Origin of the sequence: Streptomyces sp. NRRL S-87 (assembly GCF_000719335.1) — a bacterium.
GTDB lineage: Bacteria > Actinomycetota > Actinomycetes > Streptomycetales > Streptomycetaceae > Streptomyces.
Genome location: NZ_JOGB01000037.1, coordinates 1 through 26,819, shown reverse-complemented (window position 1 = coordinate 26,819; position 26,819 = coordinate 1). Strand labels below are relative to the sequence as shown.

At 71.0% G+C, this 26,819-nt stretch carries 20 protein-coding genes and 1 pseudogene; 12 read left to right on the top strand and 9 right to left on the bottom strand.

What is annotated here, in order from left to right; genetic code table 11:
• The first annotated feature begins 277 nt into the window (after positions 1 to 277).
• The 6 genes from IF43_RS0123100 to IF43_RS0123075 all read left to right on the top strand — a co-directional run bounded on the left by IF43_RS0123100 (position 278) and on the right by IF43_RS0123075 (position 7,057).
• Positions 278 to 1,207: a GNAT family N-acetyltransferase gene (locus IF43_RS0123100; RefSeq protein ID WP_030203877.1), complete on the top strand. Its 930-nt coding sequence runs from the start codon at positions 278 to 280 to the stop codon at positions 1,205 to 1,207.
• Between the two features lie 168 nt (positions 1,208 to 1,375).
• Positions 1,376 to 2,998, top strand: a complete 1,623-nt coding sequence (locus tag IF43_RS0123095; RefSeq protein ID WP_030203875.1) for an ABC transporter substrate-binding protein — start codon at positions 1,376 to 1,378, stop codon at positions 2,996 to 2,998.
• 96 nt (positions 2,999 to 3,094) lie between these two features.
• Complete coding sequence (locus IF43_RS0123090; RefSeq protein ID WP_030203873.1) at positions 3,095 to 4,018, top strand: ABC transporter permease; 924 nt, start codon at positions 3,095 to 3,097, stop codon at positions 4,016 to 4,018.
• 133 nt (positions 4,019 to 4,151) lie between these two features.
• A complete protein-coding gene (locus IF43_RS0123085; RefSeq protein ID WP_199922769.1) occupies positions 4,152 to 5,072 on the top strand; it encodes an ABC transporter permease in 921 nt (306 codons plus the stop codon).
• 40 nt (positions 5,073 to 5,112) lie between these two features.
• Positions 5,113 to 6,096, top strand: coding sequence for an ABC transporter ATP-binding protein (locus IF43_RS0123080; protein ID WP_030203869.1), 984 nt, complete (start codon positions 5,113 to 5,115; stop codon positions 6,094 to 6,096).
• Positions 6,089 to 7,057: an ABC transporter ATP-binding protein gene (locus tag IF43_RS0123075; RefSeq protein ID WP_051795903.1), complete on the top strand. Its 969-nt coding sequence runs from the start codon at positions 6,089 to 6,091 to the stop codon at positions 7,055 to 7,057. The genes IF43_RS0123080 and IF43_RS0123075 overlap by 8 nt, the downstream gene beginning before the upstream one ends.
• Here the strand turns inward: IF43_RS0123075 and IF43_RS0123070 are convergent.
• Positions 7,054 to 7,362: a hypothetical protein gene (locus IF43_RS0123070; protein WP_030203862.1), complete on the bottom strand. Its 309-nt coding sequence runs from the start codon at positions 7,360 to 7,362 to the stop codon at positions 7,054 to 7,056. The two genes, IF43_RS0123075 and IF43_RS0123070, sit on opposite strands and share 4 nt — an antisense overlap.
• A gap of 161 nt (positions 7,363 to 7,523) precedes the next feature.
• Here IF43_RS0123070 and IF43_RS39760 point away from each other — a divergent pair, with 161 nt between their 5' ends.
• On the top strand, positions 7,524 to 8,135 hold the full coding sequence (locus IF43_RS39760; protein WP_051795900.1) for a hypothetical protein: 612 nt from the start codon (positions 7,524 to 7,526) through the stop codon (positions 8,133 to 8,135).
• 138 nt (positions 8,136 to 8,273) lie between these two features.
• Here IF43_RS39760 and IF43_RS36780 read toward each other — a convergent pair.
• The 7 genes and pseudogenes from IF43_RS36780 to IF43_RS0123030 form a co-directional block, all read right to left on the bottom strand.
• Positions 8,274 to 9,214: pseudogene (locus tag IF43_RS36780) on the bottom strand (ABC transporter ATP-binding protein).
• Positions 9,207 to 10,268, bottom strand: a complete 1,062-nt coding sequence (locus tag IF43_RS0123055; RefSeq protein ID WP_030203858.1) for an ABC transporter ATP-binding protein — start codon at positions 10,266 to 10,268, stop codon at positions 9,207 to 9,209. The pseudogene IF43_RS36780 and the gene IF43_RS0123055 overlap by 8 nt, the downstream one beginning before the upstream one ends.
• Before the next feature lie 11 nt (positions 10,269 to 10,279).
• Positions 10,280 to 11,224, bottom strand: coding sequence for an ABC transporter permease (locus tag IF43_RS0123050; RefSeq protein WP_030203856.1), 945 nt, complete (start codon positions 11,222 to 11,224; stop codon positions 10,280 to 10,282).
• Positions 11,217 to 12,143 (bottom strand): ABC transporter permease, encoded by a 927-nt coding sequence (locus IF43_RS0123045; protein ID WP_030203853.1) that lies wholly within the window; start codon positions 12,141 to 12,143, stop codon positions 11,217 to 11,219. The genes IF43_RS0123050 and IF43_RS0123045 overlap by 8 nt, the downstream gene beginning before the upstream one ends.
• A 133-nt stretch (positions 12,144 to 12,276) precedes the next feature.
• Positions 12,277 to 13,908, bottom strand: a complete 1,632-nt coding sequence (locus IF43_RS0123040) for an ABC transporter substrate-binding protein (RefSeq protein ID WP_030203850.1) — start codon at positions 13,906 to 13,908, stop codon at positions 12,277 to 12,279.
• Positions 13,909 to 14,415: 507 nt separating this feature from the next.
• Positions 14,416 to 16,320, bottom strand: coding sequence for a translational GTPase TypA (gene typA / locus IF43_RS0123035; RefSeq protein ID WP_030203847.1), 1,905 nt, complete (start codon positions 16,318 to 16,320; stop codon positions 14,416 to 14,418).
• A gap of 415 nt (positions 16,321 to 16,735) precedes the next feature.
• Complete coding sequence (locus IF43_RS0123030) at positions 16,736 to 19,195, bottom strand: ABC transporter family substrate-binding protein (protein ID WP_030203845.1); 2,460 nt, start codon at positions 19,193 to 19,195, stop codon at positions 16,736 to 16,738.
• Positions 19,196 to 19,551: 356 nt separating this feature from the next.
• Between IF43_RS0123030 and IF43_RS0123025 the strand changes: the two genes are divergently transcribed.
• The 4 genes from IF43_RS0123025 to IF43_RS0123010 all read left to right on the top strand — a co-directional run bounded on the left by IF43_RS0123025 (position 19,552) and on the right by IF43_RS0123010 (position 23,507).
• The gene (locus IF43_RS0123025) at positions 19,552 to 19,779 is read left to right on the top strand and encodes a hypothetical protein (protein ID WP_030203843.1); all 228 of its coding nucleotides are present in this window, start codon (positions 19,552 to 19,554) and stop codon (positions 19,777 to 19,779) included.
• A 202-nt stretch (positions 19,780 to 19,981) separates the two neighbouring features.
• Positions 19,982 to 20,806: a hypothetical protein gene (locus IF43_RS0123020; RefSeq protein ID WP_030203840.1), complete on the top strand. Its 825-nt coding sequence runs from the start codon at positions 19,982 to 19,984 to the stop codon at positions 20,804 to 20,806.
• A 26-nt stretch (positions 20,807 to 20,832) separates the two neighbouring features.
• Positions 20,833 to 22,746 (top strand): fumarate reductase/succinate dehydrogenase flavoprotein subunit, encoded by a 1,914-nt coding sequence (locus tag IF43_RS0123015; RefSeq protein WP_030203838.1) that lies wholly within the window; start codon positions 20,833 to 20,835, stop codon positions 22,744 to 22,746.
• Positions 22,743 to 23,507 (top strand): succinate dehydrogenase/fumarate reductase iron-sulfur subunit, encoded by a 765-nt coding sequence (locus tag IF43_RS0123010; protein ID WP_030203836.1) that lies wholly within the window; start codon positions 22,743 to 22,745, stop codon positions 23,505 to 23,507. The genes IF43_RS0123015 and IF43_RS0123010 overlap by 4 nt, the downstream gene beginning before the upstream one ends.
• Before the next feature lie 94 nt (positions 23,508 to 23,601).
• Here IF43_RS0123010 and IF43_RS0123005 read toward each other — a convergent pair whose 3' ends face one another.
• Entirely contained in the window at positions 23,602 to 24,177 is a 576-nt protein-coding gene (locus tag IF43_RS0123005; protein ID WP_030203835.1) for a hypothetical protein, read from the bottom strand.
• Positions 24,178 to 24,923: 746 nt separating this feature from the next.
• On the opposite strand from IF43_RS0123005, the gene IF43_RS0123000 reads away from it, so the two are divergent.
• The coding region (locus IF43_RS0123000; protein ID WP_234332493.1) for a TPM domain-containing protein at positions 24,924 to 26,819 on the top strand (1,896 nt) is incomplete at its 3' end.

Genomic DNA, 26,819 nt, shown 5'->3' with positions numbered 1-26,819 from the left:
GCCCCCGTCCACCGGCGGCCCCGCGGATCCCACGCAGGGGTGAACGTTCATACGAGCCCACGACCGACGGACCGTCAGGAGTCCGCGGGGTCTGCCGGGACGGGTGGCGCGGGACGAGGACGCGAGCGGACCTCCCGCCCGACCCCGCCGCGCCCCAGGGCGGTCGGTTCGCCCTCCCGGCGTTCACCCTGGAGCACCTCGAGCCGTAGGGGGTGTCCGGGCACCGCTGCCCGCAAAAGGGTTTGCCGGGGGCGGGCGGGCGGTCGAGAGTGGGGCGATGCTGACCGTACGGCCCGCGGGGCCCAGTGACGCCGCCGACATCTGCGGCCTGATGAACGCCATCGACGTCATCGAGCTCGGCCACCCCGAGACCGACCTGGGCGAGGTGGAGTCCGACCTGCTGCACCCCGAGATGGACCTGGCCCGCGACTCGTGGCTGGCCCTCGAGGACGGCAAGGTGGTCGCGTACGCCTGCCTGTGGTGCGACGGCGACCCCGAGCGGATCGACTCCGACCACTACGTGCTGCCGGACCACCAGGCGGCCGGCGAGCGGCTGCTCGCACTGCTGGAGGCGCGGGCGCTGGAGCGGGCCCGGGAGGGCGGCGCCGGGCGGGCCGTGGTGCATCTGCAGCTGAACTCGGCGCCGACCACCGACACCGCCGTCCTGGCCGGCCGCGGCTGGCGCACGGTCCGCCGCTATTACGTGATGACGCGCGCGGTGTCCCGTACGGCCGACCTGCCGCCCGCCCCGCCCGAGGGGCTCGCGCTGCGCGACTGCACGGACGAGGCGGACCGGCGGGTGGCGCACGCCCTCCTGATGGAGAGTTTCGCGGACCACTTCGACCACCAGCCGCGGACGTACGAGCAGTGGCTCGCCGACATAGGGGCGGTGCGCGGCGAGGTCGACTGGTCCCTGGTGTGGATCGCGCGGCTCGCGGACCGCGGCGACGTCGCGGTGTGCATCAGCCGCGACAACCGGGCCGCCATGGGCTGGGTGCGCAGCCTCGGCGTGCGCAAGGACGTACGCGGCCGGGGCATCGGCGGCCACCTGCTCCGGCACGCCTTCGCCGTGTACGCCGCCCGGGGCCGGGACACCCTGGGCCTGGGCGTGGACACGCAGAACGCGAGCGGGGCCCTGGCGCTGTACGAGGCGCACGGGATGAGCGCCCGGTACTCGGTCGACACGTGGGAGGTCACCCTGTCCTGACCGCCGCGGGAGCGGCGCCCGCCGACCGGCCCCCGTCCGGGTGACGGCCGGTCGGCTGAACGGCGGGTGACGCCCGGCCGCGGACGGGCGCGCATAATGTGCGTGACCCACCTGTTTGGGGTGATATTGGCGCCTAAGTGAGTCCTGGGAGCCAATAGGAGGCACTCCATGCGCGGAGCCACCCACGCCAAGTGGGCCGCATGTGCGGTGGCCGTAGCCCTCGCGGCGACGGCATGCGGCGGTGGAAGCGACAGCGGCGGCGGGGGCGACGGCATCGTCAGTTCCTCCTGGGGCGACCCCCAGAACCCGTTGGAGCCGGCGAACACGAACGAGGTCCAGGGCGGCAAGGTCCTCGACATGATCTTCCGGGGCCTGAAGCGGTACGACCCCAAGACCGGCGCGGCCGACAACATGGTCGCCCAGTCGATCGACACCACCGACCAGCAGAACTTCACGGTCACGCTCAAGCCCGGCTGGAAGTTCAGCAACGGCGAGTCGGTCACCGCGAGCTCCTTCGTCGACGCCTGGAACTACGCCGCCGACGTGCGCAACAAGCAGAACAACTCGCCCTTCTTCTCCAACATCGTCGGCTACGACGACCTCCACCCGGAGAGCGGCGAGCCCAAGGCCAAGACCATGAGCGGCCTGGTCGTGAAGAACGACACGACCTTCACCGTCGCCCTGAAGGACAAGTTCTCCACCTGGCCCGACACCCTCGGCTACCAGGCCTTCTCCCCGCTCCCGAAGTCCTTCTTCACCGACCACGCCGGCTGGCTGAACAAGCCCGTCGGCAACGGCCCGTACACCGTGGACTCGTACACCAAGGGCACCGGCATGAACCTGCGCGCGTGGGACGGCTACACGGGCCCCGACAAGGCGCAGAACGGCGGCGTGGACCTCCGGGTCTACACCGACAACAACACCGCCTACACCGACCTGCTGGCCGGCAACCTCGACCTCGTCGACGACGTGCCCGCGCAGCAGCTCAAGAACGTCAAGAACGACCTCGGCGACCGCTACATCAACCAGCCGGCGCTCATCATCCAGACCCTCACCTTCCCGCTGTACGACCCCCAGTGGGGCAAGCCGGGCATGGAGAAGGTCCGCCAGGGCATCTCCCGCGCCATCAACCGCCCCGAGATCACCAAGCAGATCTTCCAGAACACCCGCAGCCCCGCCCAGGACTGGACCTCCTCGGCCCTCGGCGAGAAGGGCGGCTTCAAGGACGTCTGCGGCGACCTCTGCACGTACGACCCGGCGGCGGCCAAGCAGCTCATCCAGGAGGGCGGCGGCCTGCCCGGCGGCAAGATGACGATCACCTCGAACGTCGACACCGGCTCGCACCGCGTCTGGATGGACGCCGTCTGCAACAGCATCAACAACGTCCTCGGCCAGGGCGCGGTCTGCACCGTCAACCCGGTCGGCACCTTCGCGGACTTCCGCAACCAGCAGAGCTCCTTCAAGCTCACCGGCCCCTTCCGGTCCGGCTGGCAGGGCGACTACCCGCTGATCCAGAACTTCCTGCAGCCGCTGTACTACACCGGCGCCTCCTCCAACTACGGGAAGTTCAGCAACCCCGACTTCGACAAGCTCGTCGACGAGGCCAACCAGGAGAGCGACACCGCCGCGGCGATCGCGAAGTTCCAGGACGCCGAGAAGATCCTGGCGGCGCAGATGCCGTCGATCCCGCTCTGGTACCAGAACGGCAGCGCGGGCTACTCGGAGCGGCTGTCGAACGTCTCGCTCAACCAGTTCAGCGTCCCGGTCTACGACCAGATCAAGGTCAGCTGACCCACCCGACCCAGCCCTGGGCACCCCGGCGGCGGCGCGTACGCCCTCGCGCCCCGCGCCGCCGCCGGCGCACCCACCCGGACCCTGGAGCCGTCCATGGGACGCTACGTCATCCGGCGGCTGCTGCAGATGATCCCGGTCTTCATCGGCAGCACCTTCCTGATCTTCGTCATGGTGTACGCACTGGGCGACCCGGTCGCGGCCCTCTTCGGCGACAAGGCCCCCGACCCCGCCACCGCCGCCCGCATCCGCAAGGACCTCTACCTCGACCAGCCCCTGTGGAAGCAGTACCTGCACTACATGGGCCAGATCTTCCAGGGCGACTTCGGCACCGCCTTCAACGGCCAGCCCGTCACCGAGCTGATGGCCTCGGCCTTCCCCGTCACCCTGCGCCTGACGATCATCGCGATCCTCATCGAGATCATCGTCGGCATCACCTTCGGCGTGATCAGCGGACTGCGCCGGGGGCGGGCCGTCGACACGACGCTGCTGGTCCTCACCCTCGTCGTGATCTCCGTCCCCACCTTCGTGACCGGCTACCTCCTCCAGTACGTCCTCGGCGTGAAATGGGGGTGGGTGTCGCCCACCGTCTCCTCGGACGCGCCGTTCAACGAGCTGATCCTCCCCGGCATCGTGCTGGCCCTGGTCTCCCTCGCGTACGTCACCCGGCTGACCCGCACCTCCATCGCCGAGAACACCAAGGCCGACTACGTCCGCACCGCCACAGCCAAGGGCCTGCCCCGCCACCGGGTCATCACCCGGCACCTGCTGCGCAACTCCCTGATCCCGGTGGTCACCTTCATCGGCACCGACATCGGCGCCCTGATGGGCGGCGCCATCGTCACCGAGCGGATCTTCAACATCCACGGCGTCGGCTACCAGCTCTACCAGGGCATCCTGCGCAACAACTCCCCCACCGTCGTGGGCTTCGTGACCATCCTCGTCATCGTCTTCCTGCTCGCGAACCTGCTCGTCGACCTGCTCTACGCGGTCCTGGACCCGAGGATCCGTTATGCCTGAGCCCGACCCCGAGCGCCCCCCGACCGAGCCGGACGTCCCCGAACGCACCGAGCAGCCCGGCGTCCCCGGGCACTACGACCCCCTGCGACCCGGACGCCGGGAAGCGATCGCCCCCACCGGACAGGGCGGACCCATGGACCTCGCACTCGACGAGGCCGAGAGCCTGGAGAAGTCCCTCGACAACGAGGGCGGCTCCGGGCCGGCGCAGAAGCCCCGCAGCCTGTGGTCGGACGCCTGGCACCAGCTGCGCCGCAACCCGGTCTTCATCATCTCCTCGCTGCTGATCCTGTTCCTGGTCGTCATCGCCGTCTGGCCCCAGCTCATCGCCTCCGGCGACCCCCTCCAGTGCGACCTGTCCAAGTCCCAGCAGGGCTCCGAGCCCGGCCACCCGTTCGGGTACGACACCCAGGGCTGCGACGTGTACACCCGGACGGTCTACGGCGCACGGGCCTCCATCACGGTCGGCATCTGCGCGACCGTCGGCGCGGCCCTGCTCGGCTCGTTCCTCGGCGGGCTGGCCGGGTTCTTCGGCGGTTGGTACGACTCCGTGCTCTCGCGGGTCGCCGACATCTTCTTCGGCATCCCCGTCGTCCTCGGCGGCCTGGTGTTCCTCTCCGTGGTCACCAGCACCACCGTGTGGCCGGTGGTCGGCTTCATCGTGCTGCTCGGCTGGCCGCAGATCGCCCGCATCGGCCGCGGCTCCGTCATCACCGCGAAGCAGAACGACTACGTGCAGGCCGCCCGCGCCCTCGGCGCCGGCAACGGGCGCATGCTGCTGCGGCACGTCGCCCCCAACGCCGTGGCCCCGGTCATCGTGGTCGCGACCATCGCCCTGGGCACGTACATCGCCCTGGAGGCCACCCTGTCCTTCCTCGGCGTCGGGCTGCGCCCGCCCACCGTCTCGTGGGGCATCGACATCTCCAACGCCGCCCCGCAGATCCGCAACGCCCCGCACATGCTGCTGTGGCCCGCGGGCGCGCTGAGTATCACGGTGCTGGCGTTCATCATGCTCGGCGACGCGGTGCGCGACGCCCTCGACCCCAAGCTGCGCTGAGGCGCGCCCCCTTCCAAGGAGATCCGAGGAGAGTCGGAAGATGCTGCTCGAAGTCCGCGATCTGCACGTGGAGTTCAAGACCAGGGACGGGGTCGCCAAGGCCGTCAACGGGGTCGACTACTCGGTCGAGGAGGGCGAGACCCTGGCCGTGCTCGGCGAGTCCGGCTCCGGCAAGTCCGTCACCGCGCAGGCCGTCATGGGCATCCTCGACGTGCCCCCCGGCCGGATCGCCGGCGGCGAGATCCTCTTCAAGGGCGAGGACCTCCTGAAGATGAAGGAGGACCAGCGGCGCAAGGTCCGGGGCGCCGGGATGGCGATGATCTTCCAGGACGCGCTGTCCTCCCTCAACCCCGTGCTGACCGTGGGCGCCCAGCTCGGCGAGATGTTCCAGGTGCACCGCGGGATGTCCCGCAAGGACGCCAAGGCCAGGGCCGTGGAACTGATGGACCGGGTGAAGATCCCGGCCGCCGCGCAGCGGGTGACGGACTACCCGCACCAGTTCTCCGGCGGCATGCGCCAGCGCATCATGATCGCCATGGCACTGGCCCTGGAGCCCTCGCTGATCATCGCCGACGAGCCGACCACCGCCCTCGACGTGACCGTCCAGGCGCAGGTGATGGACCTGCTCGCGGAGCTCCAGCGGGAGCTCAACATGGGCCTGATCCTGATCACCCACGACCTCGGCGTCGTCGCCGACGTCGCCGACAAGATCGCGGTCATGTACGCCGGCCGGATCGTGGAGCAGGCGCCGGTCCACGAGATCTACAAGGCGCCGGCCCACCCGTACACCCGGGGCCTGCTGGACTCGATCCCGCGGCTGGACCAGAAGGGCCAGGAGCTGTACGCCATCAAGGGCCTGCCGCCGAACCTGCTGGCCATCCCGTCCGGCTGCGCCTTCCACCCGCGCTGCCCGATGGCCCAGCCGGTGTGCCGGACCGACGTGCCCCCGCTGTACCCCGTCACCGAGTCGCCCGTACCCCGCGCGAGCGCCTGCCACTTCTGGAAGGAGTGCCTCCATGCCTGAGGCGACGACCGCGACGGCGGCGACGGCCAGGGGGACCGGAGCCATCCTGGAGGTCCGCGACCTGGTCAAGCACTTCCCGCTGACCCAGGGCATCCTCTTCAAGAAGCAGATCGGCGCGGTCAAGGCGGTCGACGGCGTCTCCTTCGACCTGAGCGAGGGGGAAACCCTCGGCATCGTGGGCGAGTCCGGCTGCGGCAAGTCCACCGTCGCGAAGATGCTGGTCAACCTGGAACGGCCGACGGCCGGCTCGATCTCGTACAAGGGCGAGGACATCACCAAGCTGTCCGGCCGGGCGCTGAAGGCGGTCCGCCGCAACATCCAGATGGTGTTCCAGGACCCGCACCAGTTCTCGGGCGGTCAGCGCCAGCGCATCGGCATCGCCCGCGGCCTCGCGCTCAACCCCGAGATCATCATCTGCGACGAGCCGGTCTCCGCCCTCGACGTCTCGGTGCAGGCCCAGGTGGTCAACCTGCTGGAGCGGCTGCAGGACGAGTTCAGGCTCTCGTACGTCTTCATCGCCCACGACCTGTCGATCGTCCGGCACATCTCCGACCGGGTCGGGGTCATGTACCTGGGCCGCATCGTCGAGACCGGCACCGACGCGCAGATCTACGACCACCCCACCCACCCGTACACCCAGGCGCTGCTCTCGGCGGTGCCGGTGCCGGACCCCGCGGCGCGCGAGCACCGCGAGCGGATCATCCTCACCGGCGACGTGCCCTCCCCGGCGAACGTGCCCTCCGGCTGCCGTTTCCGCACCCGCTGCTGGAAGGCGCAGGAGCGGTGCGTCGTCGAAGTCCCGCTGCTGGCCGTGCCGGAGGCGTTCCGGGCCGCCGGGGGCCCGGCGGCCCACCCCTCCGCCTGCCACTTCGCCGCCGAGAAGACGGTGGTCCCGCCCGAGGGCCACCTCCCCCCGCCCCCGCCGCCGCCCCCGCCGACGGGAACAGGCCCGGACTCCTAGGCGGTGGCGGCGACTTCCCTGATCACCGGCTCGAACTCGCGTCGCGTGTAGACGTCGAACGGCGCGGCCAGCGCGCCGTCGACGACGCGCCGCACCCCGTGCCCGGCGGCGAACTCCTTCATGTGCGCGCGGGATTCCGGTCCGACGCCCCCGCCGATGATGAGCACCCCGAACGTGCCGGTCGCCAGCAGCGCCAGGGCCTCCTCGTCGGTGCTCACCCCCTGCGCGTCGAAGCCGTCCGCGTGCAGCGTCTCCAGCACCGCGGCCAGCCTGGAGGGCGTCCGCCCCAGCACCAGTGTCCTCATGCCCTTCTCCTTCCGTGGGAACAGACAACGTCGCCACCGACCCTAGAACCTCAAGTTCTCTTGAGGTCAAGCCCGTTGATCCCGCCACCCGATCATGGAACCGAACACTCCGGTCGACCCGTCTCGGGTCACGTCCCCAAGAACCGGAGAACCCCTCGATCATGGCTACACCGCACCACCCGACCGGCCCGGCCCCCGCACCGGGCAACCCCTACACCACGCCCGCCGGACACACCCCGGCGCCCGGCGGCCCGGTCCCCGCGGCCCCGGGGGGCCACGCAGCCGCCGCCCCCGTCGGTTACGCCGCCCCGGCCCCCGGCGGCCACGCCGCACCCGGGCCGGCTGCCGCGCAGGCCGGCACCGGCCCGGTCTACTTCGTGCCGCCCACCACGTGCCGCGCGTGCGGCGGCCAGGCCGTCGCCCACACCAAGGTCCGGGCCCACGTGGGCTTCCTCGTCGTCATGCGGTTCGAGCACCTGGACGGACCGTTCTGCCGGGCCTGCGGCCTGTCCGTCGTCCGCCAGATGACGACCCGGGCGCTGATGCTGGGCTGGTGGGGGCCGCTCTCCCTGGTGATCTTCAACCCGTTCACGCTGCTGTGGAACCTGCGCGCCCACCTCACGTACCGCAAGCTCCCGCCGTCCGCCCCCGCCCCCGGCCGCACCCAGCTGGACCCCGGTCCGCCGGTCCTGAAGCGACCCCCGGCCTACGTGGCGCTCGTCCCCCTGGCCTGGGCGATCTGGGTCGTGACCCAGATCGTGGCGCACGCCTGACCCCGGGCCGACCGCCCGCACTGCGACCGTTGAGTACCACGGGCTGAGCGGATCCGGCGGGCCGTCGCCCCGGAAACGCCGCAGGGCGCCCGGGCCGCTCGGAAGCGGCTCGGGCGCCCTGAGGACGTACCGGGAGGATCAGACGACGCCGAGGACGTCCTTGTCCTCCGCGAAGTGGCAGGCCGACTCGTGCGCGGCCGGGGAGTCCGAGCCCTTGAAGCGCTCGGGGATCGCCAGCACGGGCACCTCCTCGGCGCACTTGTCCTGGGCCTTCCAGCAGCGGGTGCGGAAGCGGCAGCCCGACGGCGGGTTGGCCGGCGAGGGGACGTCACCGGTGAGGATGATCCGCTCGCGGTGCTCGCGCGCGTCCGGGTCCGGGACCGGGACGGCGGAGAGCAGCGCCTGGGTGTAGGGGTGCGTCGGGTGGTCGTAGATCTGCACGGCTCGTCGCAGATGATGATCTCGGGGTTGAGCGCGAGGCCGCGGGCGATGCCGATGCGCTGGCGCTGACCGCCCGAGAACTGGTGCGGGTAGCGGTTGATGTACTCCGGGTTCAGGCCGACGACGTCGAGGAGCTCCTGCACCTTGCGGCGCCGGTCGCCCTTCGGGGCCACCTCGGGGTGGATCTCGAAGGTCTCGCCGATGATGTCGCCCACCGTCATACGGGGGTTGAGCGAGGTGTACGGGTCCTGGAACACCATCTGGATGTTGCGGCGGACGGCCTTGAGGGCGCGGCCCGACAGCTTGGTGATGTCCTGGCCCTTGTAGAAGACCTCGCCCGCGGTGGCGCGCTCCAGGTTCATCAGCAGCTTGGCGACCGTGGACTTGCCACAGCCGGACTCGCCCACGATGCCCAGGGTCTCGCCCTGGTACAGGTCGAACGAGACGCCGTCGACGGCCTTGACGGCGCCGACCTGCTTCTTGAACAGGACGCCCTGGGTCAGCGGGAAGTGCTTGACCAGGTTGCGCACCTGCAGGATCGGCTCACCCTTGGCGACGGGCGCGCTGATCGCGGCCTCGACGGCCTCGGCGGAGACGGCTTCCTCGGCAGCCCCGTCGTTCTTGCTGAGCTCAGCCATGGATCGTCTCCTTCCAGAAGTGGCAGGCGCTCTTGCGGCCCGGCAGCTCGCTGCCGTCCTGCTCGGTCACCAGCTGCAGCGCCGGGACCTCGGTCCGGCACACGTCCTGGACCGCGGTGCAGCGCGGGTTGAACGAGCAACCGCTCGGGAGGTTGAGCAGGTTGGGCGGCAGGCCCTTGATCGCGAAGAGCTCCGAGCCCTTCTGGTCGAGCCGCGGGATCGAGTCCAGCAGGCCCTTGGTGTACGGGTGCGCCGGGCGCTTGTAGATCTCGTGGACCGGGGCGGTCTCGACGATCCGGCCGGCGTACATGACCGCGATCTTGTCCGCGACGTCGGCGACGACGCCGAGGTCGTGGGTGATCAGGATCAGACCCATGTTCATCTCGCGCTGGAGCTCCGCCAGCAGGTCCATGACCTGCGCCTGGACGGTCACGTCCAGGGCGGTGGTGGGCTCGTCGGCGATGATCAGGTCCGGCTCGAGGGCCAGGGCCATGGCGATCATGATGCGCTGGCGCATACCGCCGGAGAACTGGTGCGGGTAGTCGTTGACCCGGGCCTTGGCGGCGGGGATCTTCACCCGGTCCATCAGCTCGACGGCCTTGGCCTTGGCGTCCTTGGCGGACATGCCCTCGTGGACGCGGAACATCTCGCCCAGCTGGTAACCCACGTTGAGCACGGGGTTCAGGGAGGACAGCGCGTCCTGGAAGATCATGGCGATCTTCCGGCCGCGGATCTTCCGGCGCTCCTCGTTGCTCATCTTGAGCATGTCCTGGCCGCGGAAGACGATCTCGCCCTTCGGGATGCGGCCGGGGGGCATGTCGAGGATGCCCATGATCGCCTGCGCGGTGACGGACTTGCCGGAGCCGGACTCGCCCAGCACGGCCAGCGTCTCGCCGGCGTCGACGGAGTAGTTGACGCCGTTGACGGCCTTGGCGACACCCTCACGGGTGTGGAACTCGACGTGCAGGTCTCGGACTTCGAGCAGCGAGCCCTGGTAGTCCTTCTCCCCGTTGCGCGGGGCCGGGACCGTCGCGGTCTTGTCGGTGGTGGTCACGTACGCCCTCCTCAGCGCAGCTTGGGGTCGAGGGCGTCGCGCACCGCGTCGCCGAGCATGATGAACGCCAGCACGGTGAGGCTCAGCATGCCTGCGGGGAAGAACAGCACGTGCGGGGCCGTGCGGATCACCTGCTGGGCCGACGAGATGTCGATGCCCCAGCTGATGGTCGGGTCCTGCAGGCCGATGCCCAGGTAGCTCAGGGTCGCCTCGGCGCCGATGTAGCCGCCGAGCGCGATGGTCGCGACGACGATCACGGGCGCGATGGCGTTCGGCACGATGTGGCGGAGCATGATCCGCCAGGTGCCGGCGCCCAGCGCCCGGGCGGCGGTGACGTAGTCCGCCTCCTTGGCGATGATCACCGCACCGCGCATGACGCGGGTCATCTGGGTCCAGCCGAGGAACGTCATCGCGAAGACCACGGTCCAGATGGTGCGCTCCGCGAAGGCGTTCAGAACGATCAGCGAGCCCAGCAGCAGCGGGATGCCGAAGAAGATGTCGGTGATGCGGGAGACGACGGTGTCGACCCAGCCGCCGAAGTAGCCGGCGATCAGACCGGTGATGCCACCGATGATCGTGACCGCGCCGGTGACGGTGATGCCGACGGTGATCGAGGCGCGGGCGCCGTAGAGCATACGGGCGTAGATCGAGCGGCCCTGGCCGTCGTAACCGAACCAGTCGGGCTGGAACAGGTGGCCCCAGTTCGGGGTCGACAGGTAGTGGTTGCGCAGGTCGCCGGCGCGCGGGTCCACCGAGGTGAACAGGCCGGGCGCGATGGCGATGGCGATGAGCAGGACGATCAGCGCGAGCGAGAGGACGAAGACCGGGCGGCGGCGCAGGTCGCCCCACGCGTCCGACCAGAGGCTGCGGGCCTTGTCGTCCTTCTTGGCCGGCGCCGCGGCGGCGGCAGCGGTCTGCTCGGTCACGGCCTCGGCCGTCTGGATGGTGTCAGGCATACCGGATCCTCGGGTCCAGGACGGCGTAGAGCAGGTCGACGATCAGGCTGGAGAGCAGGTAGACGACGACGAGCACGGTCACGAAACCGACCACCGTCGCACCCTCCTTGCCGTTGATCGCGCGGTAGAGCGCGTTGCCCACGCCCTGCACGTTGAAGATGCCCTCGGTGACGATGGCGCCGCCCATGAGGGCGCCCAGGTCGGTACCGAGGAAGGTGACCACGGGGATCATCGAGTTGCGCAGCAGGTGGCGGCCGATGATCCGGCGGCGGGGCAGGCCCTTGGCCACCGCGGTGCGGATGTAGTCCGAGCGCATGTTCTCGACGATCGACGTCCGCGTCAGACGGGCGACGTACGCCAGGGACAGCGAGCCCAGCACGATGGCCGGCAGCATCAGCTGCTGCAGGTCCATCGAGTCCTGGACGGTCGGGGTGACCCAGCCCAGGGTGTCGGAGAAGACCGCCTGGAGGATGTACGCGAGAACGAAGATCGGCATGGAGATCACCAGCAGGGTGACGACCAGGACGAGCTTGTCCATGATCTTGTTGCGGCGCAGACCAGCGAGAACGCCGAGCAGGATGCCCAGGACGAGCTCGATGCTGAAGGCCAGCAGGGCGAGGCGGACGGTGACGGGGAGGGCCTCACCCATCACGTCCGTGACCTGGCGGCCGGACATCGTCTTGCCGAAATCGAACTGGACGAGGTTGGTGATGTAGTCCAGGTACTGCTTCCACAGCGGCTGGTCCAGGCCCAGTTCGTGCTTGATGGACGCGAGCTGGGCGGGGTCTGCCGCCTTGTCGCCCCACATGGCTCGGACGGGGTCGCCCGGGAGGGCGTACACCATCAGGAAGATGAGCAAAGTGGTCCCGAGGAATACCGGGATCATCTGGAGCAGTCGCCTCGCGACATAGCGCCCCATGGTGCCTCCATTGGTGGTCGGCGCGACAGCGGCCGGACCGCTCCCCCAGAGTCGGGGGGAGCGTCCGGCCGTGTCGTCAAACTGCCTGCTCCGCGGTTCGCGGAGCGTGAGGGGTGGGCCGGTTGCCGACCAGTTACTTCTTCTTGACCTCGACCTGGGTGAACACCGGGTCGCCGAAGGAGTCGTACGTCACGTTCTGGACGTTGTTCGACCAGCCCGCGTTCGTCTTGTAGTACCAGAGCGGGATGGAGGGCATGTCCTTCGCGAGGACGGCCTCGGCCTGCTGGTACAGCTCGGTGGTCTTGTCGACCGAGGTGGCCTTGTCGGCCTCCTTGGTGAGCTTGTCGAACTCGGGGGAGGAGTACAGCGAGTCGTTCGCGGAAGCGCCGGTGCCGTAGATGTCACGGAGGAAGTTGGCGTTCAGCGGGTAGTCCTGCTGCCAGGCCGAGCGCATGATGCTCTTGACCTTGTGGCCGTCGATGATGTCGCGGGCCGTCTTGAAGTCGGCCTTCGGGTCACCGACGCACTCGACGCCCGTGGACTGACGGATGGAGTTGCAGACCGCGTCCACCCACTCCTTGTGACCACCGTCGGCGTTGTACAGGATGGTGATCTTGTTGCCGGGGACGCCGCCGCCGGCCTTGATCAGCTCCTTGGCCTTGGCCGCGTCGAACTTGCAGGCCTCGCCGCAGGCGCCGGACTTGTAGCCGGCGACACCCGGGGCGACCCAGGAGTCGGCGGGCTGACGGGAGCCCTGCAGCACGGTCTTGGTGATCGTGTCGCGGTCGATCGCCATCGACAGACCCTTGCGGACCTGGGCCTTGTTCACGCCCTGCCAGTCCTTGTTGTACATGGCGAAGGCGATGGAGGTGATGCCACCCATGGCCTGGTCCACGGCGCGGTCACCGAGGTCCGACTTGTACTTGAGCAGGTTGGTCGGGCTGACCTGGTCCAGGACGTCCAGGGTGTCGGACACGGCCTCCTTGTAGGCGGCCTCGGCCTGGGTGTAGTTCTTGAAGACGATGCCGCCGTTCTTCGGCTTGTCGTCGCCCTTGTAACCGTCGTACGCGGCCAGCGTGACGGCCTTGTTGTGCTCCCAGCTGACGAACTTGTACGGGCCGTTGCCGATGGGGGCCTGGCCGTACTTCTTCGGGTCACCGAAGAACGCCTTCGGCAGCGGCGAGAAGGCCGTGTAGCCGAGCTTGTACTGGAAGTAGGAGACCGGCTGGACCAGGTCGATGGTGAACTCGGTGTCCGAGACGACCTTCAGACCGGACATCTTGTCGGTCTTCGCGGCGCCCTTCTCCGGGTGCACGTCGGTGTAACCGGCGATGTCGGCGAACCAGTTCGAGTTGATCTGGTTGTTCTTGGTCGCGGCGGACCAGTTCCAGCTGTCCACGAAGGACGCGGCGGTGACCGGGGTGCCGTCGTGGAAGGTCCAGCCCGACTTCAGGGTGACCTTGTAGTGCTGGGCGTCAGTGGTCTCGATCTTCTCGGCCATCTGGTTGCGCAGCTTGCCCGTGGCCGGGTCGTAGTCCAGGAGACCGCGGAACAGGTTCTTGATGATGCGGCCGCCACCGACCTCCATGGCGTTGGCGGGCTGCAGCGGGTTCTGCGGCTCGGAGCTCTGGTAGCTCCAGACACCCTTCGGGTCAACGGCACCCTTGGCCGAGCCGGTCTTGCCGTCGTTGCCACCACAGGCCGTGGCCGCCAGGGCGACGACGATCGCGCCCGTTACCAGCTTGGCGCTCTTGGCACCGCGCATGGGATTCCTCCTCATGAGTCCACTGATCAACATGAGGGACACAAGTAAGCAGCCGACACCCCTGACGGCTGCGAGACAGTGCCCCGAGTGTGCTCGTGAGTCGGCGCTCCCCACAGCGCGTGACCCATTGACCCGAGCTCAATGCAGACATCCTCAAGGACAGCACTGTCCGTTAACCACACTTAAAGGGTCTCGTTTTCACAACATCAACAGCTCTCAAAACCCGAAATACGGACAAAGGGAGCACAGACAGACACGTGCGAAACGGACTGTTAGCGCACGTTCCGGAGTGTGACGGTCGGAATCCGGACACCGGAGTGCAACAATCCGGTTGACAAACCGTCGGACAACGCACACAGCCCGGCCCCCACGAGTCCGTGGGGGCCGGGCTGTTGTCATCCGTCGCGCCTGCCGCAGTGTGCGCCACGGCACACTCCGGCGGCCAGTGCGGTGCGGCCTCTTTTACCAGGCCTTGTGACTCTGCTTACTACTCGGCGGCCGTACGCCCTACTTGGCGGCCTTGGCGCGCGACGCGGTGCGCGAGCGCTCCTTCTGGTCCAGGACGACCTTGCGGATGCGCACGGCCTCCGGGGTCACCTCGACGCACTCGTCGTCGCGGCAGAACTCCAGGGACTGCTCCAGGGAGAGCTTGCGCGGCGGGACGATCGCCTCGAAGGAGTCGGCGGAGGCGGAGCGCATGTTGGTGAGCTTCTTCTCCTTGGTGATGTTCACGTCCATGTCGTCGGAGCGGGAGTTCTCGCCGACGATCATGCCCTCGTACACCTCGGTGCCGGGGTCGGTGAACAGCACGCCGCGCTCCTGCAGGTTGGTCATCGCGAACGCGGTGACCGCACCGGCGCGGTCGGCGACCAGGGAGCCGTTGTTGCGGGTCTGCAGCGGGCCGAACCACGGCTCGTGGCCCTCGTGGATCGAGTGCGCGATGCCGGTGCCGCGGGTCTGCGTCAGGAACTCCGTACGGAAGCCGATCAGGCCGCGGGACGGGACGACGAACTCCATGCGGACCCAGCCGGAGCCGTGGTTCGACATGTTGTCCATGCGGCCCTTGCGGACGCCCATGAGCTGGGTGACGGCACCCATGTGCTCCTCGGGCACGTCGATCGTCATGCGCTCGACGGGCTCGTGGGTCTTGCCGTCGACCTCCTTGGTGACGACCTGGGGCTTGCCGATGGTCAGCTCGAAGCCCTCGCGGCGCATCTGCTCGACCAGGATGGCCAGCGCCAGCTCACCGCGGCCCTGCACCTCCCAGGCGTCCGGGCGCTCGGTGTCCAGGACGCGCAGGGAGACGTTACCGATCAGCTCGCGGTCCAGGCGGTCCTTGACCTGGCGGGCGGTGACCTTGCGGTCCTTGACGGCGGACTTGGCGTCCGCGCCCTTGCCGCTGCCGCCGCGGCCGACCAGCGGGGAGGTGTTGGTGCCGATGACCATGGAGATGGCCGGCTCGTCCACCGTGATCAGCGGCAGCGCGATCGGGTTCTCCGGGTCGGCCAGCGTCTCGCCGATCATGATGTCGGGGATACCGGCGACGGCGCAGATGTCACCGGGGCCGGCGACCTCGGCGGGCTTGCGGGTGAGCGCCTCGGTCATCATCAGCTCGGTGATGCGGACGTTCGAGATCGTGCCGTCGCGCTTGATCCACGCGACCGTCTGGCCCTTGCGCAGCTCGCCCTGCTCGACGCGGAGCAGCGCGATGCGGCCGAGGAAGTTGTCGGCGTCGAGGTTGGTGACGTGGGCCTGGAGCGGCGCGTCCTCCTCGTACGTCGGGGCCGGGACGTGCTCCAGGATCGTGGAGAAGAACGGCTCCAGGTTGGTGGAGTCCGCCGGGACGGTGCCGTCCTCCGGCTTGGTCAGCGAGGCGATGCCGTCGCGGCCGCAGGCGTAGACGATCGGGAACTCGATCTGGTCCTCGTCGGCGTCCAGGTCCAGGAAGAGGTCGTACGTCTCGTTGACGACCTCGTCGATCCGGGAGTCCGGGCGGTCCGTCTTGTTGATGCAGAGGATGACGGGCATCCGGGCCTGGAGCGCCTTGCGGAGCACGAAGCGGGTCTGCGGCAGCGGACCCTCGGAGGCGTCCACCAGGAGGACGACGGCGTCGACCATCGACAGACCGCGCTCGACCTCGCCACCGAAGTCGGCGTGGCCGGGGGTGTCGATGATGTTGATCGTGATCGGGGCCCCGCCGTCCTTGGGGTGGTACTTCACCGCCGTGTTCTTGGCGAGGATCGTGATGCCCTTCTCACGCTCCAGGTCGTTCGAGTCCATCATGCGGTCGTCGAGCTGCTGGTGGGCCGCGAAGGCGCCGGCCTGCTTGAGCATGGCGTCGACGATGGTCGTCTTGCCGTGGTCGACGTGGGCGACGATGGCGACGTTACGAATATCGTGGCGCGTGGGCATACTTCGGCGCTTCTCCCGGATCGTGGATTGGCGTCGCGTACGGTCCGGCACGCGAGCCCGCCGGGCGGAAAACCTGCCACGGCCTTACCCCATGGTACTTCGCGCAGCGCGGGGCGCATGCCGGGGGTATGTCAAGAGCCCGGAGGGAGGAGCTTTCGGGGGTGGCCGAGTCCGTACGGTCGTGGGGACCGGACGCGGCCGGCGGAGCCGGGGCGATGGGGCACGGGGCCGGGTCAAGGGCCGGGTGGAACGGTGCGGGGCCGGGTCAACGGGTGCGTACGACCTTGCCCGCCGGGCGCGCCGGCGGGCAAGGAAATTGAGGCACTTCTGAGGTTGCGGACCCCGGTCTCCACAGGATCTCCCGGTGCCCGCCCCGCAGGTTTCGCCGGCGGGGCGGCCGGTGTTCCCGGAGCCGCTACCCCTTGTTCTTCGGGGCGCCGGCCGCGCCGGCCTTCTTCCAGCCGATGTCCTGGTAGTGCGGGGCGCCGAGGCCGAAGGCGCCGGCGTTGACCACGCCCGCCTTGACCGCGACCAGCTCCGGCCGCTGGAAGAGCGGGATCGAACCGGCGGCCGCCCAGATCCGGGCGTCCGCCTTCTTCATCAGCTCCCGGGCCTCGTCCTCGTCCAGCTCGCCCAGGGCCTGGTCGAACAGCTGGTCGATGTGGTCGGTGCCGACCCGGGTGTAGTTCTGTTCGATCAGCAGCGAGCCGTCCGCGGCCGGCTCCGGCTTGGCGAAGATCGGCCGGGCGTCGGTGGCGGGGAAGGCGGTCGCGGGCCACGAGTACAGGGCCAGGTCGTACTGGCCGGAGGCGATGTGGTCCTTGAAGAAGCTGTCGTCCGCCACCTTGGTCACCTCGGTGCTGATGCCGATCTTCAGCAGCATCTGCGAGATCCGGTCGCCCACCGCCCGCAGCTGCTCCGAGCCCGGGCCCGAGGGCAGGACGAACCGCAGCGAGAGGGTCCGGCCGTCCTTGGCGAGCAGGTTCCCCGAGGTGCGGACCTGCTTGGCGGGGGCCGGGGCCGGAGTGCCCTGCGGGGCGTAGGCGCCGGCCTGCGGCTCGCCCACCGCGCGGGCCCCGGCCGCCGGGTCCTTGCCGTCCGCGGGGGCGGCCGGCTCCTCCTCGGCCCGCTTCTTGCCGTCGTCGCGGGCGCCGGCCGCGTCCGCCTGGGCCGCCGCCTCGGCCTGGGCGACGAGCGAGGCGCCCTGCAGGGCCGCCAGCGGGGCCGGGGCGATCAGGGCGGGGCCGCCCCGCAGCTCGCCGGCGGTGTCCGCGCCGACGGCCTCGCCGTCCGGCCGGCTCCGGTAGCCGCCCTCCGGGACGGCCGCGCGCCCCGGATCGGCCGCGCTGCCGTGGCCGGCCCCGTGGGCGAGGGCGGGGGCGCCGAAGACGCGGTACTGGGTGGCGGCGCGGGCCGGGTGCTTCGCGTCGGCGGCCCCGCCCCCGGGGTTCTTGCCCTGGGGGTTCTTGCCGTCGGGGTTCTTGTCGTCGCCGACGATGTACAGCCCGTCGTTGCCGGTGCCGTCGCCGCGCGCGGTCTTCCCGTCGTCCTTCTTGTCGCGCTCCTCCCCCGTGGCCTGACTGCCGGCCCGGGCCCCGTCCGTCCGGTCGCTCAGCGGGGCCCCGCGCCGCCAGCCCGCGTCGGCCAGCAGCGCCTGGGCCGCCTTCGGGTCCTGGCCGCCCAGCGCGTCGCTGTTGTCGGCGTACGCACGCTGCCCGGCCAGCGCCAGGTGGCTGCCGACCGGCTTCGCCGGCAGCCCGAGGGGCCGCAGCACCAGGTCGGCCAGGTCCTGCCGGTCCAGGGCGCGGGCCACCGCCCGGCGCACCCGCTCGTCGGCGAGCGGGCCGGTGGAGCCGTTCAGGGCGAGCTGGGTCCAGACCGGCTCCAGGGAGCGCCGGACCCGGTACCCGGCCAGCGCCCGCCGCTGGGCGTCGTACGGGCGGGCGGCCTGCCCGGTCGTGGTCCGGGCGCCGGACCCGTGCGCGGGCGTGCCGGCCGCCCCGCCGGGGGCGTCCCCGACGGCGAGCGTGATCCGCTCGGCCGTGGCCCGGTCGATCTCGGCGATGTCCAGCTTCCCGGCGGCCAGCGCGGCCGCCCGCTCCGCCCGCGGCACGGCGGTGAGCACGAGGGTGTCGAGCTTGGCCGGCTTGCCCCACCAGCGCGGGTTGCGGGACAGCGTGACCGTACGGGCGCCCTTGTCGACCGCGCCGAGGGTGAAGGGGCCCGCGGTGACCTTGAGCGCGCCGCGGGCGCCCTCGTTGAAGGCGTCCGGCGTGCCGGTGACCTGCTTGGGGTAGAGCGGGGAGAACAGCGACCGCCAGTCCGCGTACGGCTTGGCGAAGGTGACCTTGACCTCCAGGTCGTTCGCCCCGCGCTCGATCTTCTCGATGCGGTCGTAGCCGGCGTTGCGGGCGGTCCAGAAGGCGGAGTCGCGGCCGCTCAGGGCCCGCCACTGGGACACGAAGTCGGCCGCGCCGATCTCCCGCCCGTCGCTCCACACGGCCTGCTGGTTCAGCTTGTAGACCACGACCTGCTTGGGCTCGCGCCCCGTGACCTCGGCCTTCTCCAGGTAGTCCGGATTGGCCACGGGCCGGCCGCGGTCGTCGAGGGTGAAGAGGGCGGGCAGCACCGCGCCCGCGATCCGGCCGGTCGTGGCGTCCGCGTCGGCCTGGTAGGCGTTGAGGGTGTCCGGCAGGGAGTCCACCGCCCACCGCATCACCCCACCGTCCGCGACCAGGTCCCGGACGGTGGCCTGGATGTCCGGCGGGGACGCGGCCGGGCCGCCGCCGTCGGAGGCGCTGCAGCCTGCCAGGAGGGGCAGAGCGAGGACGCCCGAGGTCAGGAACGCCAAGGAGCCGCGCCTTCGCTGGGACATGGGGGTACCTCCGGAACGGGACGGAACGGGCGGGGACGGCCGTGAACGATCACTTTCGGCGGTATATGGAGCTGATCACACCGGTGTCGGAACCCACTGAAATCGACCGCCCGCCGCAGCCCCCTCAGCCGGGCCCCGCCACGCCGCGAACCCCACCCGCTCGGACCAACGCGAGTTGCGGGTCGGCAGCGCCTTCCCTCCCCGGAGGGACGAGAATGGACACAGGAGGGGGCGCACAGATCGCGCCTGCGCGCCCGCAATCGCCGCACGTCCCTTCACAAGCGGGGACGGGAGGCGCGACACTCGCAGGCGCACATGAGCGTTGCCACCGCAACCTGCGGAAGTGAGGGCAAGTCATGTCCCTGCAGGACGATTTGAACGCCGTACGCCGCAACCTGGACGAGCTCACCCGAAAGGTCGAGCAACTGGAGCGGAAGGCCGCCGGGCAGCCGCCCGCCGCCGGCCGGGACACCCCGCCGGGCCGGTCGGGCATGGTCAGCATCCCCGACACGCCGTACGACTCCGCCCTGTGGTCCGACTCGGACGACGAGGGCCTCGGCGCCCGCGACCGCCGGGCCCCGTAGCTCCCCCGGCTCCCCCGGCTCCCCCAGGCCCCGGGCCCCCACCGGGCACGGGCCACCGGCGCGCGCTCCGGCGCCGTCCGGGCCACCGCGTTCCCGCGGCGGCCCGGTGCGGCGCCGTCGCGTTCCCGCCCCCACGGCCGCGCCGGTCCGCACCCCGGCGGCGCGGCCGCACACCCCTCGCCCACTCCACCCGGAGTCCCTCTTGGCCACAGGCACCCAACCACCGCCCCACCGGCTGACCGGCGTCCACGACCCCTCCCGGGCCGCGATCCGGGCCCGGCACCTGCGCACCGACCGCTGGTGGCTGGCCCCCGCCGCCACCGCGGCCGGCCTGCTCGCCTTCATCGCGTACTCGACCTGGCGGGCCTTCGCGAACGCCCACTACTACGCGGCGCCCTACGTCTCGCCCTTCTACTCGCCCTGCCTGGCGGAGAACTGCGCGCCCATGCACGGCGGCCCCAACTGGGCCCTGTTCGGCAGCTGGTGGGGCCTGTCCCCCGCCCTGCTGATCCTGGTCTTCCCGCTCGGCTTCCGGCTGACCTGCTACTACTACCGCAAGGCCTACTACCGCGGCTTCTGGGCCTCGCCTCCCGCCTGCGCGGTGGCCGAGCCCCACACGGCGTACACCGGGGAGACCCGCTTCCCGCTGATCCTGCAGAACCTGCACCGGTACTTCTTCTACGCGGCGCTGCCGGTCGCCGGCATCCTCACGTACGACACCGTGCTGACCTTCCGCGACGAGCACTACGCCTGGGGCCACATGGGCCTGGGCAGCCTGGTCTTCCTCGCGAACATCGTGCTGATCTGGGCGTACACGCTGTCCTGCCATTCCTGCCGGCACATCATCGGCGGCCGCCTGAAGCACTTCTCCAAGCACCCGGTGCGCTACCGGATGTGGGGCTGGGTGGGGAGGCTCAACGCCCGCCACATGCTGCTGGCCTGGTCCTCGCTGGTCAGCGTCGCGGTGTGCGACCTGTACGTGTACCTGCTGGCCACCGGCGCCTTCGAGGATCCGCGCTTCTTCTAGCTCCCCACGGAAAGGTGCTGCACGAGATGGCTCAAGTCGACCGGCAGGAGTGGGACGTGGTCGTGGTCGGCGCCGGGGGCGCCGGGCTGCGGGCCGCGATCGAGGCCCGCGAGCGGGGCGCCCGTACCGCGGTGATCTGCAAGTCCCTCTTCGGCAAGGCCCACACGGTGATGGCCGAGGGCGGCATCGCCGCCTCCATGGGCAACGTGAACGAGCACGACAACTGGCAGGTGCACTTCCGCGACACCATGCGCGGCGGGAAGTTCCTCAACCAGTGGCGGATGGCCGAGCTGCACGCCAAGGAGGCCCCCGACCGGGTCTGGGAGCTGGAGACCTGGGGCGCCCTCTTCGACCGCACCCCGGACGGGCGGATCTCGCAGCGCAACTTCGGCGGCCACGAGTACCCGCGGCTGGCGCACGTCGGGGACCGCACCGGCCTCGAACTGATCCGCACGCTCCAGCAGAAGATCGTCCAGCTGCAGCAGAAGGACCACGCCGAGACCGGCGACTACGAGTCCGGCATCAGGATCTTCCAGGAGTGCACCGTCACCCGCGTCGTGAAGGACGCCGGCGGCGCGGTCGCCGGCGTCTTCTGCTACGAGCGGGAGTCCGGCCGCTTCTTCGTCCTGGAGGCCCCGGCGGTCGTGCTGGCCACGGGCGGCATCGGCAAGTCCTTCAAGACGACGTCCAACTCGTGGGAGTACACCGGCGACGGGCACGCGCTGGCACTGCTGGCCGGGGCGCCGCTGCTGAACATGGAGTTCGTCCAGTTCCACCCCACCGGCATGGTCTGGCCGCCGTCGGTGAAGGGCATCCTCGTCACCGAGTCGGTGCGCGGCGACGGCGGGGTACTGCGCAACTCCGAGGGCAGGCGCTTCATGTTCGACTACGTCCCGGACGTCTTCAAGGAGAAGTACGCCGAGACGGAGGAGGAGGGCGACCGCTGGTACGAGGACCCGGACCACAACCGGCGCCCGCCCGAGCTGCTGCCCCGCGACGAGGTCGCCCGGGCCATCAACTCCGAGGTCAAGGCCGGGCGCGGCTCCCCGCACGGCGGGGTCTTCCTGGACGTGTCCACCCGCATGCCGGCGGAGCGGATCAGGCGGCGGCTGCCCTCCATGTACCACCAGTTCAAGGAACTGGCCGACGTCGACATCACCGCCGAGCCCATGGAGGTCGGCCCGACCTGCCACTACGTGATGGGCGGGATCGCCGTCGACTCCGAGACCGCCGCGACCGTGGGCGTCCCCGGCCTGTACGCGGCCGGTGAGGTGGCCGGCGGCATGCACGGCTCGAACCGGCTGGGCGGCAACTCGCTGTCCGACCTGCTGGTCTTCGGCCGCCGGGCCGGGCTGCACGCCGCCGAGTACGCGGCCGGGCGGATCGGGACCGGCACGCGGCCGACGGTGGCGCAGGCCCGGATCGACGAGGCGGCGGCGGAGGCGCTGGCGCCGTTCCACGCCGCCGAGGGCGCCGAGAACCCGTACACGCTCCACCAGGAGCTCCAGCACACCATGAACGACCTGGTGGGCATCATCCGCCGGGAGGGCGAGATGCGCGAGGCCCTGGAACGGCTCTCCGCCCTGCGCGCGCGGGCGGCCCGGGCCGGGGTCGAGGGCCACCGGCAGTTCAACCCCGGCTGGCACCTGGCGCTGGACCTGCGGAACATGCTGCTGGTCAGCGAGTGCGTGGCGAAGGCGGCCCTGGAGCGCACCGAGAGCCGCGGCGGGCACACCCGGGAGGACCGCCCCGCGATGGAGCGGACCTGGCGGCCGGTGAACCTGCTGTGCCGCCCCGTCGACCCGGCCCCCGCGGACCCGGCCGCCGACCGCATCGAGCTGGTCCGCACCCGCACCGAACCCATCCGTCCGGACCTGCTCGCGCTCTTCGAGAAGGAAGAGCTGGTCAAGTACCTCGCCGAAGAGGAGCTCTACGAGTGACGACCTACGACGCACGCTTCCGGGTCTGGCGGGGCGACGCGGAGGGCGGGGACCTGGCCGACTTCACCGTCGAGGTCAACGACGGGGAGGTGGTGCTGGACATCATCCACCGGCTGCAGGCCACGCAGGCCTCGGACCTGGCGGTGCGGTGGAACTGCAAGGCGGGCAAGTGCGGTTCGTGCAGCGCGGAGATCAACGGGCGGCCGCGGCTGATGTGCATGACGCGCATGTCGGTCTTCGACCGCTCCGAGACCGTCACGGTCACCCCGCTGCGGGCCTTCCCCGTCATCCGCGACCTCGTCACGGACGTGGGCTTCAACTACGCGAAGGCGCGCGAGGTCCCGGCCTTCGTGCCGCCGCCGGGGGTGGCCGCGGGCGAGTACCGGATGCAGCAGGTGGACGTGGACCGCTCGCAGGAGTTCCGCAAGTGCATCGAGTGCTTCCTGTGCCAGGACACGTGCCACGTGGTGCGCGACCACGAGGAGAACAAGGCCGCCTTCGCCGGGCCGCGCTTCCTGATGCGGGTCGCGGAGCTGGACATGCACCCGCTGGACGCGGCCGAGTCCCAGGGCCTCGACCGCAAGCGGACCGCCCAGGAGGACCACGGCCTGGGCTACTGCAACATCACCAAGTGCTGCACGGAGGTCTGCCCCGAGGGCATCCGCATCACGGACAACGCCCTGATCCCCCTGAAGGAACGCGCCGTCGACCGCAAGTACGACCCCCTGGTCTGGCTCGGCAACCGCATCCGCCGCCGGTAGCGCGGCGAATGAGGGAATGGGGTCGCCGTCGGGCGACCCCATTCCCTCACAGCAGCACCTCTCGCCTATTTCGGCGGGGCCGCCTCAGGCTGCATCAGGCGGGCTCGTTGTAGGTAAACCTGCCCGGGCGAACCTTGAAGATGAAATCACCCTGGCCCCAGCAGTCCGCCGGCTCGCCGCCCCGCGCCTGCGAGACGTTCCAGTAGACGGTGAGCTGAATAGCCTTGGCCCTCGCCTCACCCGCCGGAATTACCTTGTTCACCGGGTAGTTCTTCTTCTGGGTGCGGCTCGGCGTGTAAGGGGGGATGCTCCACGGGTTGCCCCAAACCTGCTTGCCGTCGGTGCCACGGGCGATGCGGATGCCGCCGACCTGGGTGACCTTGCCGCCGGTGAGTTCAAGGTCGAAGCTCTTCAGCTCAACGCTGGTCGCCGTTACCCGGCCGAGGTGGTAGGTGACGCGGCCCAGGAGGTAGGCGCCACTCGTGCAGCCCCGAGCGCGCCGAGCATCCCAGCCCGCAAGGGAACTGGTCGCGGTGTTCGGGGTACTGCTCTTCGCCACAATGGTCGAGGCTCCGGGCGTCACGGCGGCCGAGGCCGGCGTGACGGCCATCATCACCGCAGCACCGGCCGCAGCGGTCGTGAATGCGACGGCCTTCAACTGCTTGTTCACAGGTTCTCCGATCCGAATAATCCGTGCCCAACCTGGGGCTCCGGTCGCGGGTCAGCGGCCGGGCAGGACCAAGGGATCACGATTGAGTGAACATCGACAACAGAATTGAGGAAGCTCTGAGCAAGTACACCCCACCCACAATCAAGCTCGGCTAGATATGACCGACCGGTGTCTCAATACCCGCTAAAAAGGGGGGGAACGGAATGCACGAATCCCCTTTACGCATTCCGCGCTGAACCGAGCGGCCCCGCCGCGCCCGGCACCGGCGGTTCCAGCAACCAAGGGCTCTGGCCACTGCCGGCCCCGTCATGGAGGGCACGGCGCGAAGCACCAGGGCAATCGGCCGGGGGGGGCATTCCGCAGGGTCCGCACCGTCCCGCGGCCGGGACGCGCGGCCTCGCCGACGACACCGCCCGCGGCTCCGGTCGCGAGGGGGACGAACCCCCCATACGCTCCCAGATGTGACGCCGCCGAGGAGGAGACGCAGCCGCGCCGGCGCGGCCGCCCGCGCAGCCCTCGCGCTCGCCGCGCTCGGCCTCACGGCCTTCGCCCTGACGGAGTCCGTGTCACAGGGCCCCGGCGCCGCCGTGGCGGCCCCGCCCGAACGGGCGGACCGTCCCGCCCCGCACACCGTCCGCCCCCCGGAGCACGCCGCCCGCGCGGCCACCGGGCACCTCGACGGCCTGGGCACCGACCCGGCCCGCCGGACCGCGCCGGGCACGGCCGTGGCGGCCGTACCGCGCGCCGTGGCGGCCGTACCGCACGCGCAGCCGGCGGGGCCGGCCCGCGCCCCCGCCGACGACCCCATCGCGCTGGACCGACAGGGCCAGGTCACCGACCGGGTCGGAGCCGTCGCGGGCCGGCGGGCGGAGGTCGCACGGGCCCTGGACCGGCTGTACGACAGCCGCCGCGTGCAGCTGTTCGTCGCGTACGTGGACGGCTTCTCCGGACGCTCGCCCCAGAGCTGGGCCGACGCCACCGCCGAGCGCAACGGCCTCGGCAGGGACGACGTCCTCCTCGCGATCGCCACCGGCGACCGCCAGTACGCGTACTCCGCCGCCGCCGACTCCGGCCTCACCCAGCAGCAGCTGGACGACGTGGCCCGGACGGCCGTCGAGCCCGCCCTGCGGCAGAACGACTGGGCCGGCGCGGCCATCGGCGCGGCGAACGGCTACGACGCGGTGCTCGGCGGCCGGCCCGTACCGACCCCCGCGATCACCCCCGGGGACCCCGACCCGGGCGGCGGCAGCCGCACGGCGGCCGAGGACGACGGGACCAGCGCCGGGGACTACGTGCTGCCCGTCGTCGCGGTCGGCGCCGCCGGTGCCCTGGGCGCGCTCGCCTACCGCCGCAGCCGCCGCCGCAAGGGCGCGAAGGCCGGCACGACCACGCCCGCGCCGCCCGGCTGGGGCACCCCCGCCGCCCCGCCCGGCCAGGTCCCCCTGCCCGAGCTCGACGCCCACGCGAAGGCCCTGCTGGTCGAGACCGACGACGCGGTCCGCACCAGCACCGAGGAACTCGGCTTCGCCACCGCCCAGTTCGGCGACGCGGCGGCCCGGCCGTTCACCGAGGCCCTGGCCCGCGCCGAGGACGAGCTGACCGCCGCCTTCCGGCTGCGCCAGCAACTCGACGACGCCTACCCCGAGGACGACCCCACCCGGCGCCGCATGCTCGACGAGATCATCGCCCGCTGCACCGAGGCCAACGCCGGCCTCGACGCCGAGACGGAGGCCTTCGACCGGCTGCGCGACCTGCAGAAGAACGCCCCGCAGGCGCTGGCGGCCGTCGAGGCCCGCTTCCGCGAGCTGACCGGCCGGACCACCATCGCCCGGGCCACCCTGACCGCACTGCGCACCCGGTACGCCGACTCCGCCTCCGCCCCGGTCGCCGGCAGCGTCGAACAGGCCGAGGACCGGCTGCTGTTCGCCACCACCAGCCTGGGCGAGGCCCGCACCGCCCTCGACGCCGCGGACAACGCCGTCGCCGCCGTCCACGTCCGGGCCGCGGAGGGCGCGGTCGACCAGGCCGCCACCCTCGTGGACGCCGTGGAGCGGCGGGCCCAGGACCTCGCCGAGGCGGCCGGCCGGCTCGACGGCGCGCTCACCGAGACCGAGACCGACCTCGCCGACGCGCGCGGACTCCTCACGGGCACCACCGACGGGGTGTCCACCGCCGACCTGCGCGGCCGCATCGCCCGGGCGGAGTCGGTGCTGGCCGACGTACGGCAGGAGCGGGCCGCCGGCCGGTACGACCCGCTCGACGCGCTGCGCCGGACCGAGGAGGCGGACGCCGTGCTGGACGAGGCGCTGGCCGGTGCGCGGGAGCGGGAGACCTCCAACCAGCGGGCCCGGGCCCTGCTGGAGCAGACCCTGCTGACCGCGCGCAGCACGATCGGAGCGGCCGCGGACTACGTCACGACCTCCCGGGGGGCGGTCGGCAGCCGGGCCCGCACCCGGCTGGCGGAGGCGCAGCGGCACCTGGAACGGGCCCGGGAGCTGGCCGGCCCGGACGCGTCGGGCGCGCTGGCGGAGGCGCAGCGGGCGGACGCGCTGGCCCGTGAGGCGCAGCAGCTGGCCGAGCAGGACGTGGGGGGCTTCCTGTCCCCGTACGGCGGGGGCGGGAGTTGGGGCGGGGGTGGGGGT

Bases quoted from the DNA above. Each gene is read 5' to 3' on its own strand.
- IF43_RS0123045 (WP_030203853.1), bottom strand. From the start codon at position 12,143: ATGGGGCGCTATGTCGCGAGGCGACTGCTCCAGATGATCCCGGTATTC.
- IF43_RS0123050 (WP_030203856.1), bottom strand. From the start codon at position 11,224: ATGCCTGACACCATCCAGACGGCCGAGGCCGTGACCGAGCAGACCGCT.
- IF43_RS0123100 (WP_030203877.1), top strand. From the start codon at position 278: ATGCTGACCGTACGGCCCGCGGGGCCCAGTGACGCCGCCGACATCTGC.
- IF43_RS0123025 (WP_030203843.1), top strand. From the start codon at position 19,552: ATGTCCCTGCAGGACGATTTGAACGCCGTACGCCGCAACCTGGACGAG.
- IF43_RS0123040 (WP_030203850.1), bottom strand. From the start codon at position 13,908: ATGCGCGGTGCCAAGAGCGCCAAGCTGGTAACGGGCGCGATCGTCGTC.
- IF43_RS0123015 (WP_030203838.1), top strand. From the start codon at position 20,833: ATGGCTCAAGTCGACCGGCAGGAGTGGGACGTGGTCGTGGTCGGCGCC.
- IF43_RS0123030 (WP_030203845.1), bottom strand. From the start codon at position 19,195: ATGTCCCAGCGAAGGCGCGGCTCCTTGGCGTTCCTGACCTCGGGCGTC.
- IF43_RS0123085 (WP_199922769.1), top strand. From the start codon at position 4,152: ATGGACCTCGCACTCGACGAGGCCGAGAGCCTGGAGAAGTCCCTCGAC.
- typA (WP_030203847.1), bottom strand. From the start codon at position 16,320: ATGCCCACGCGCCACGATATTCGTAACGTCGCCATCGTCGCCCACGTC.
- IF43_RS0123090 (WP_030203873.1), top strand. From the start codon at position 3,095: ATGGGACGCTACGTCATCCGGCGGCTGCTGCAGATGATCCCGGTCTTC.
- IF43_RS0123095 (WP_030203875.1), top strand. From the start codon at position 1,376: ATGCGCGGAGCCACCCACGCCAAGTGGGCCGCATGTGCGGTGGCCGTA.
- IF43_RS0123080 (WP_030203869.1), top strand. From the start codon at position 5,113: ATGCTGCTCGAAGTCCGCGATCTGCACGTGGAGTTCAAGACCAGGGAC.
- IF43_RS0123070 (WP_030203862.1), bottom strand. From the start codon at position 7,362: ATGAGGACACTGGTGCTGGGGCGGACGCCCTCCAGGCTGGCCGCGGTG.
- IF43_RS39760 (WP_051795900.1), top strand. From the start codon at position 7,524: ATGGCTACACCGCACCACCCGACCGGCCCGGCCCCCGCACCGGGCAAC.
- IF43_RS0123075 (WP_051795903.1), top strand. From the start codon at position 6,089: ATGCCTGAGGCGACGACCGCGACGGCGGCGACGGCCAGGGGGACCGGA.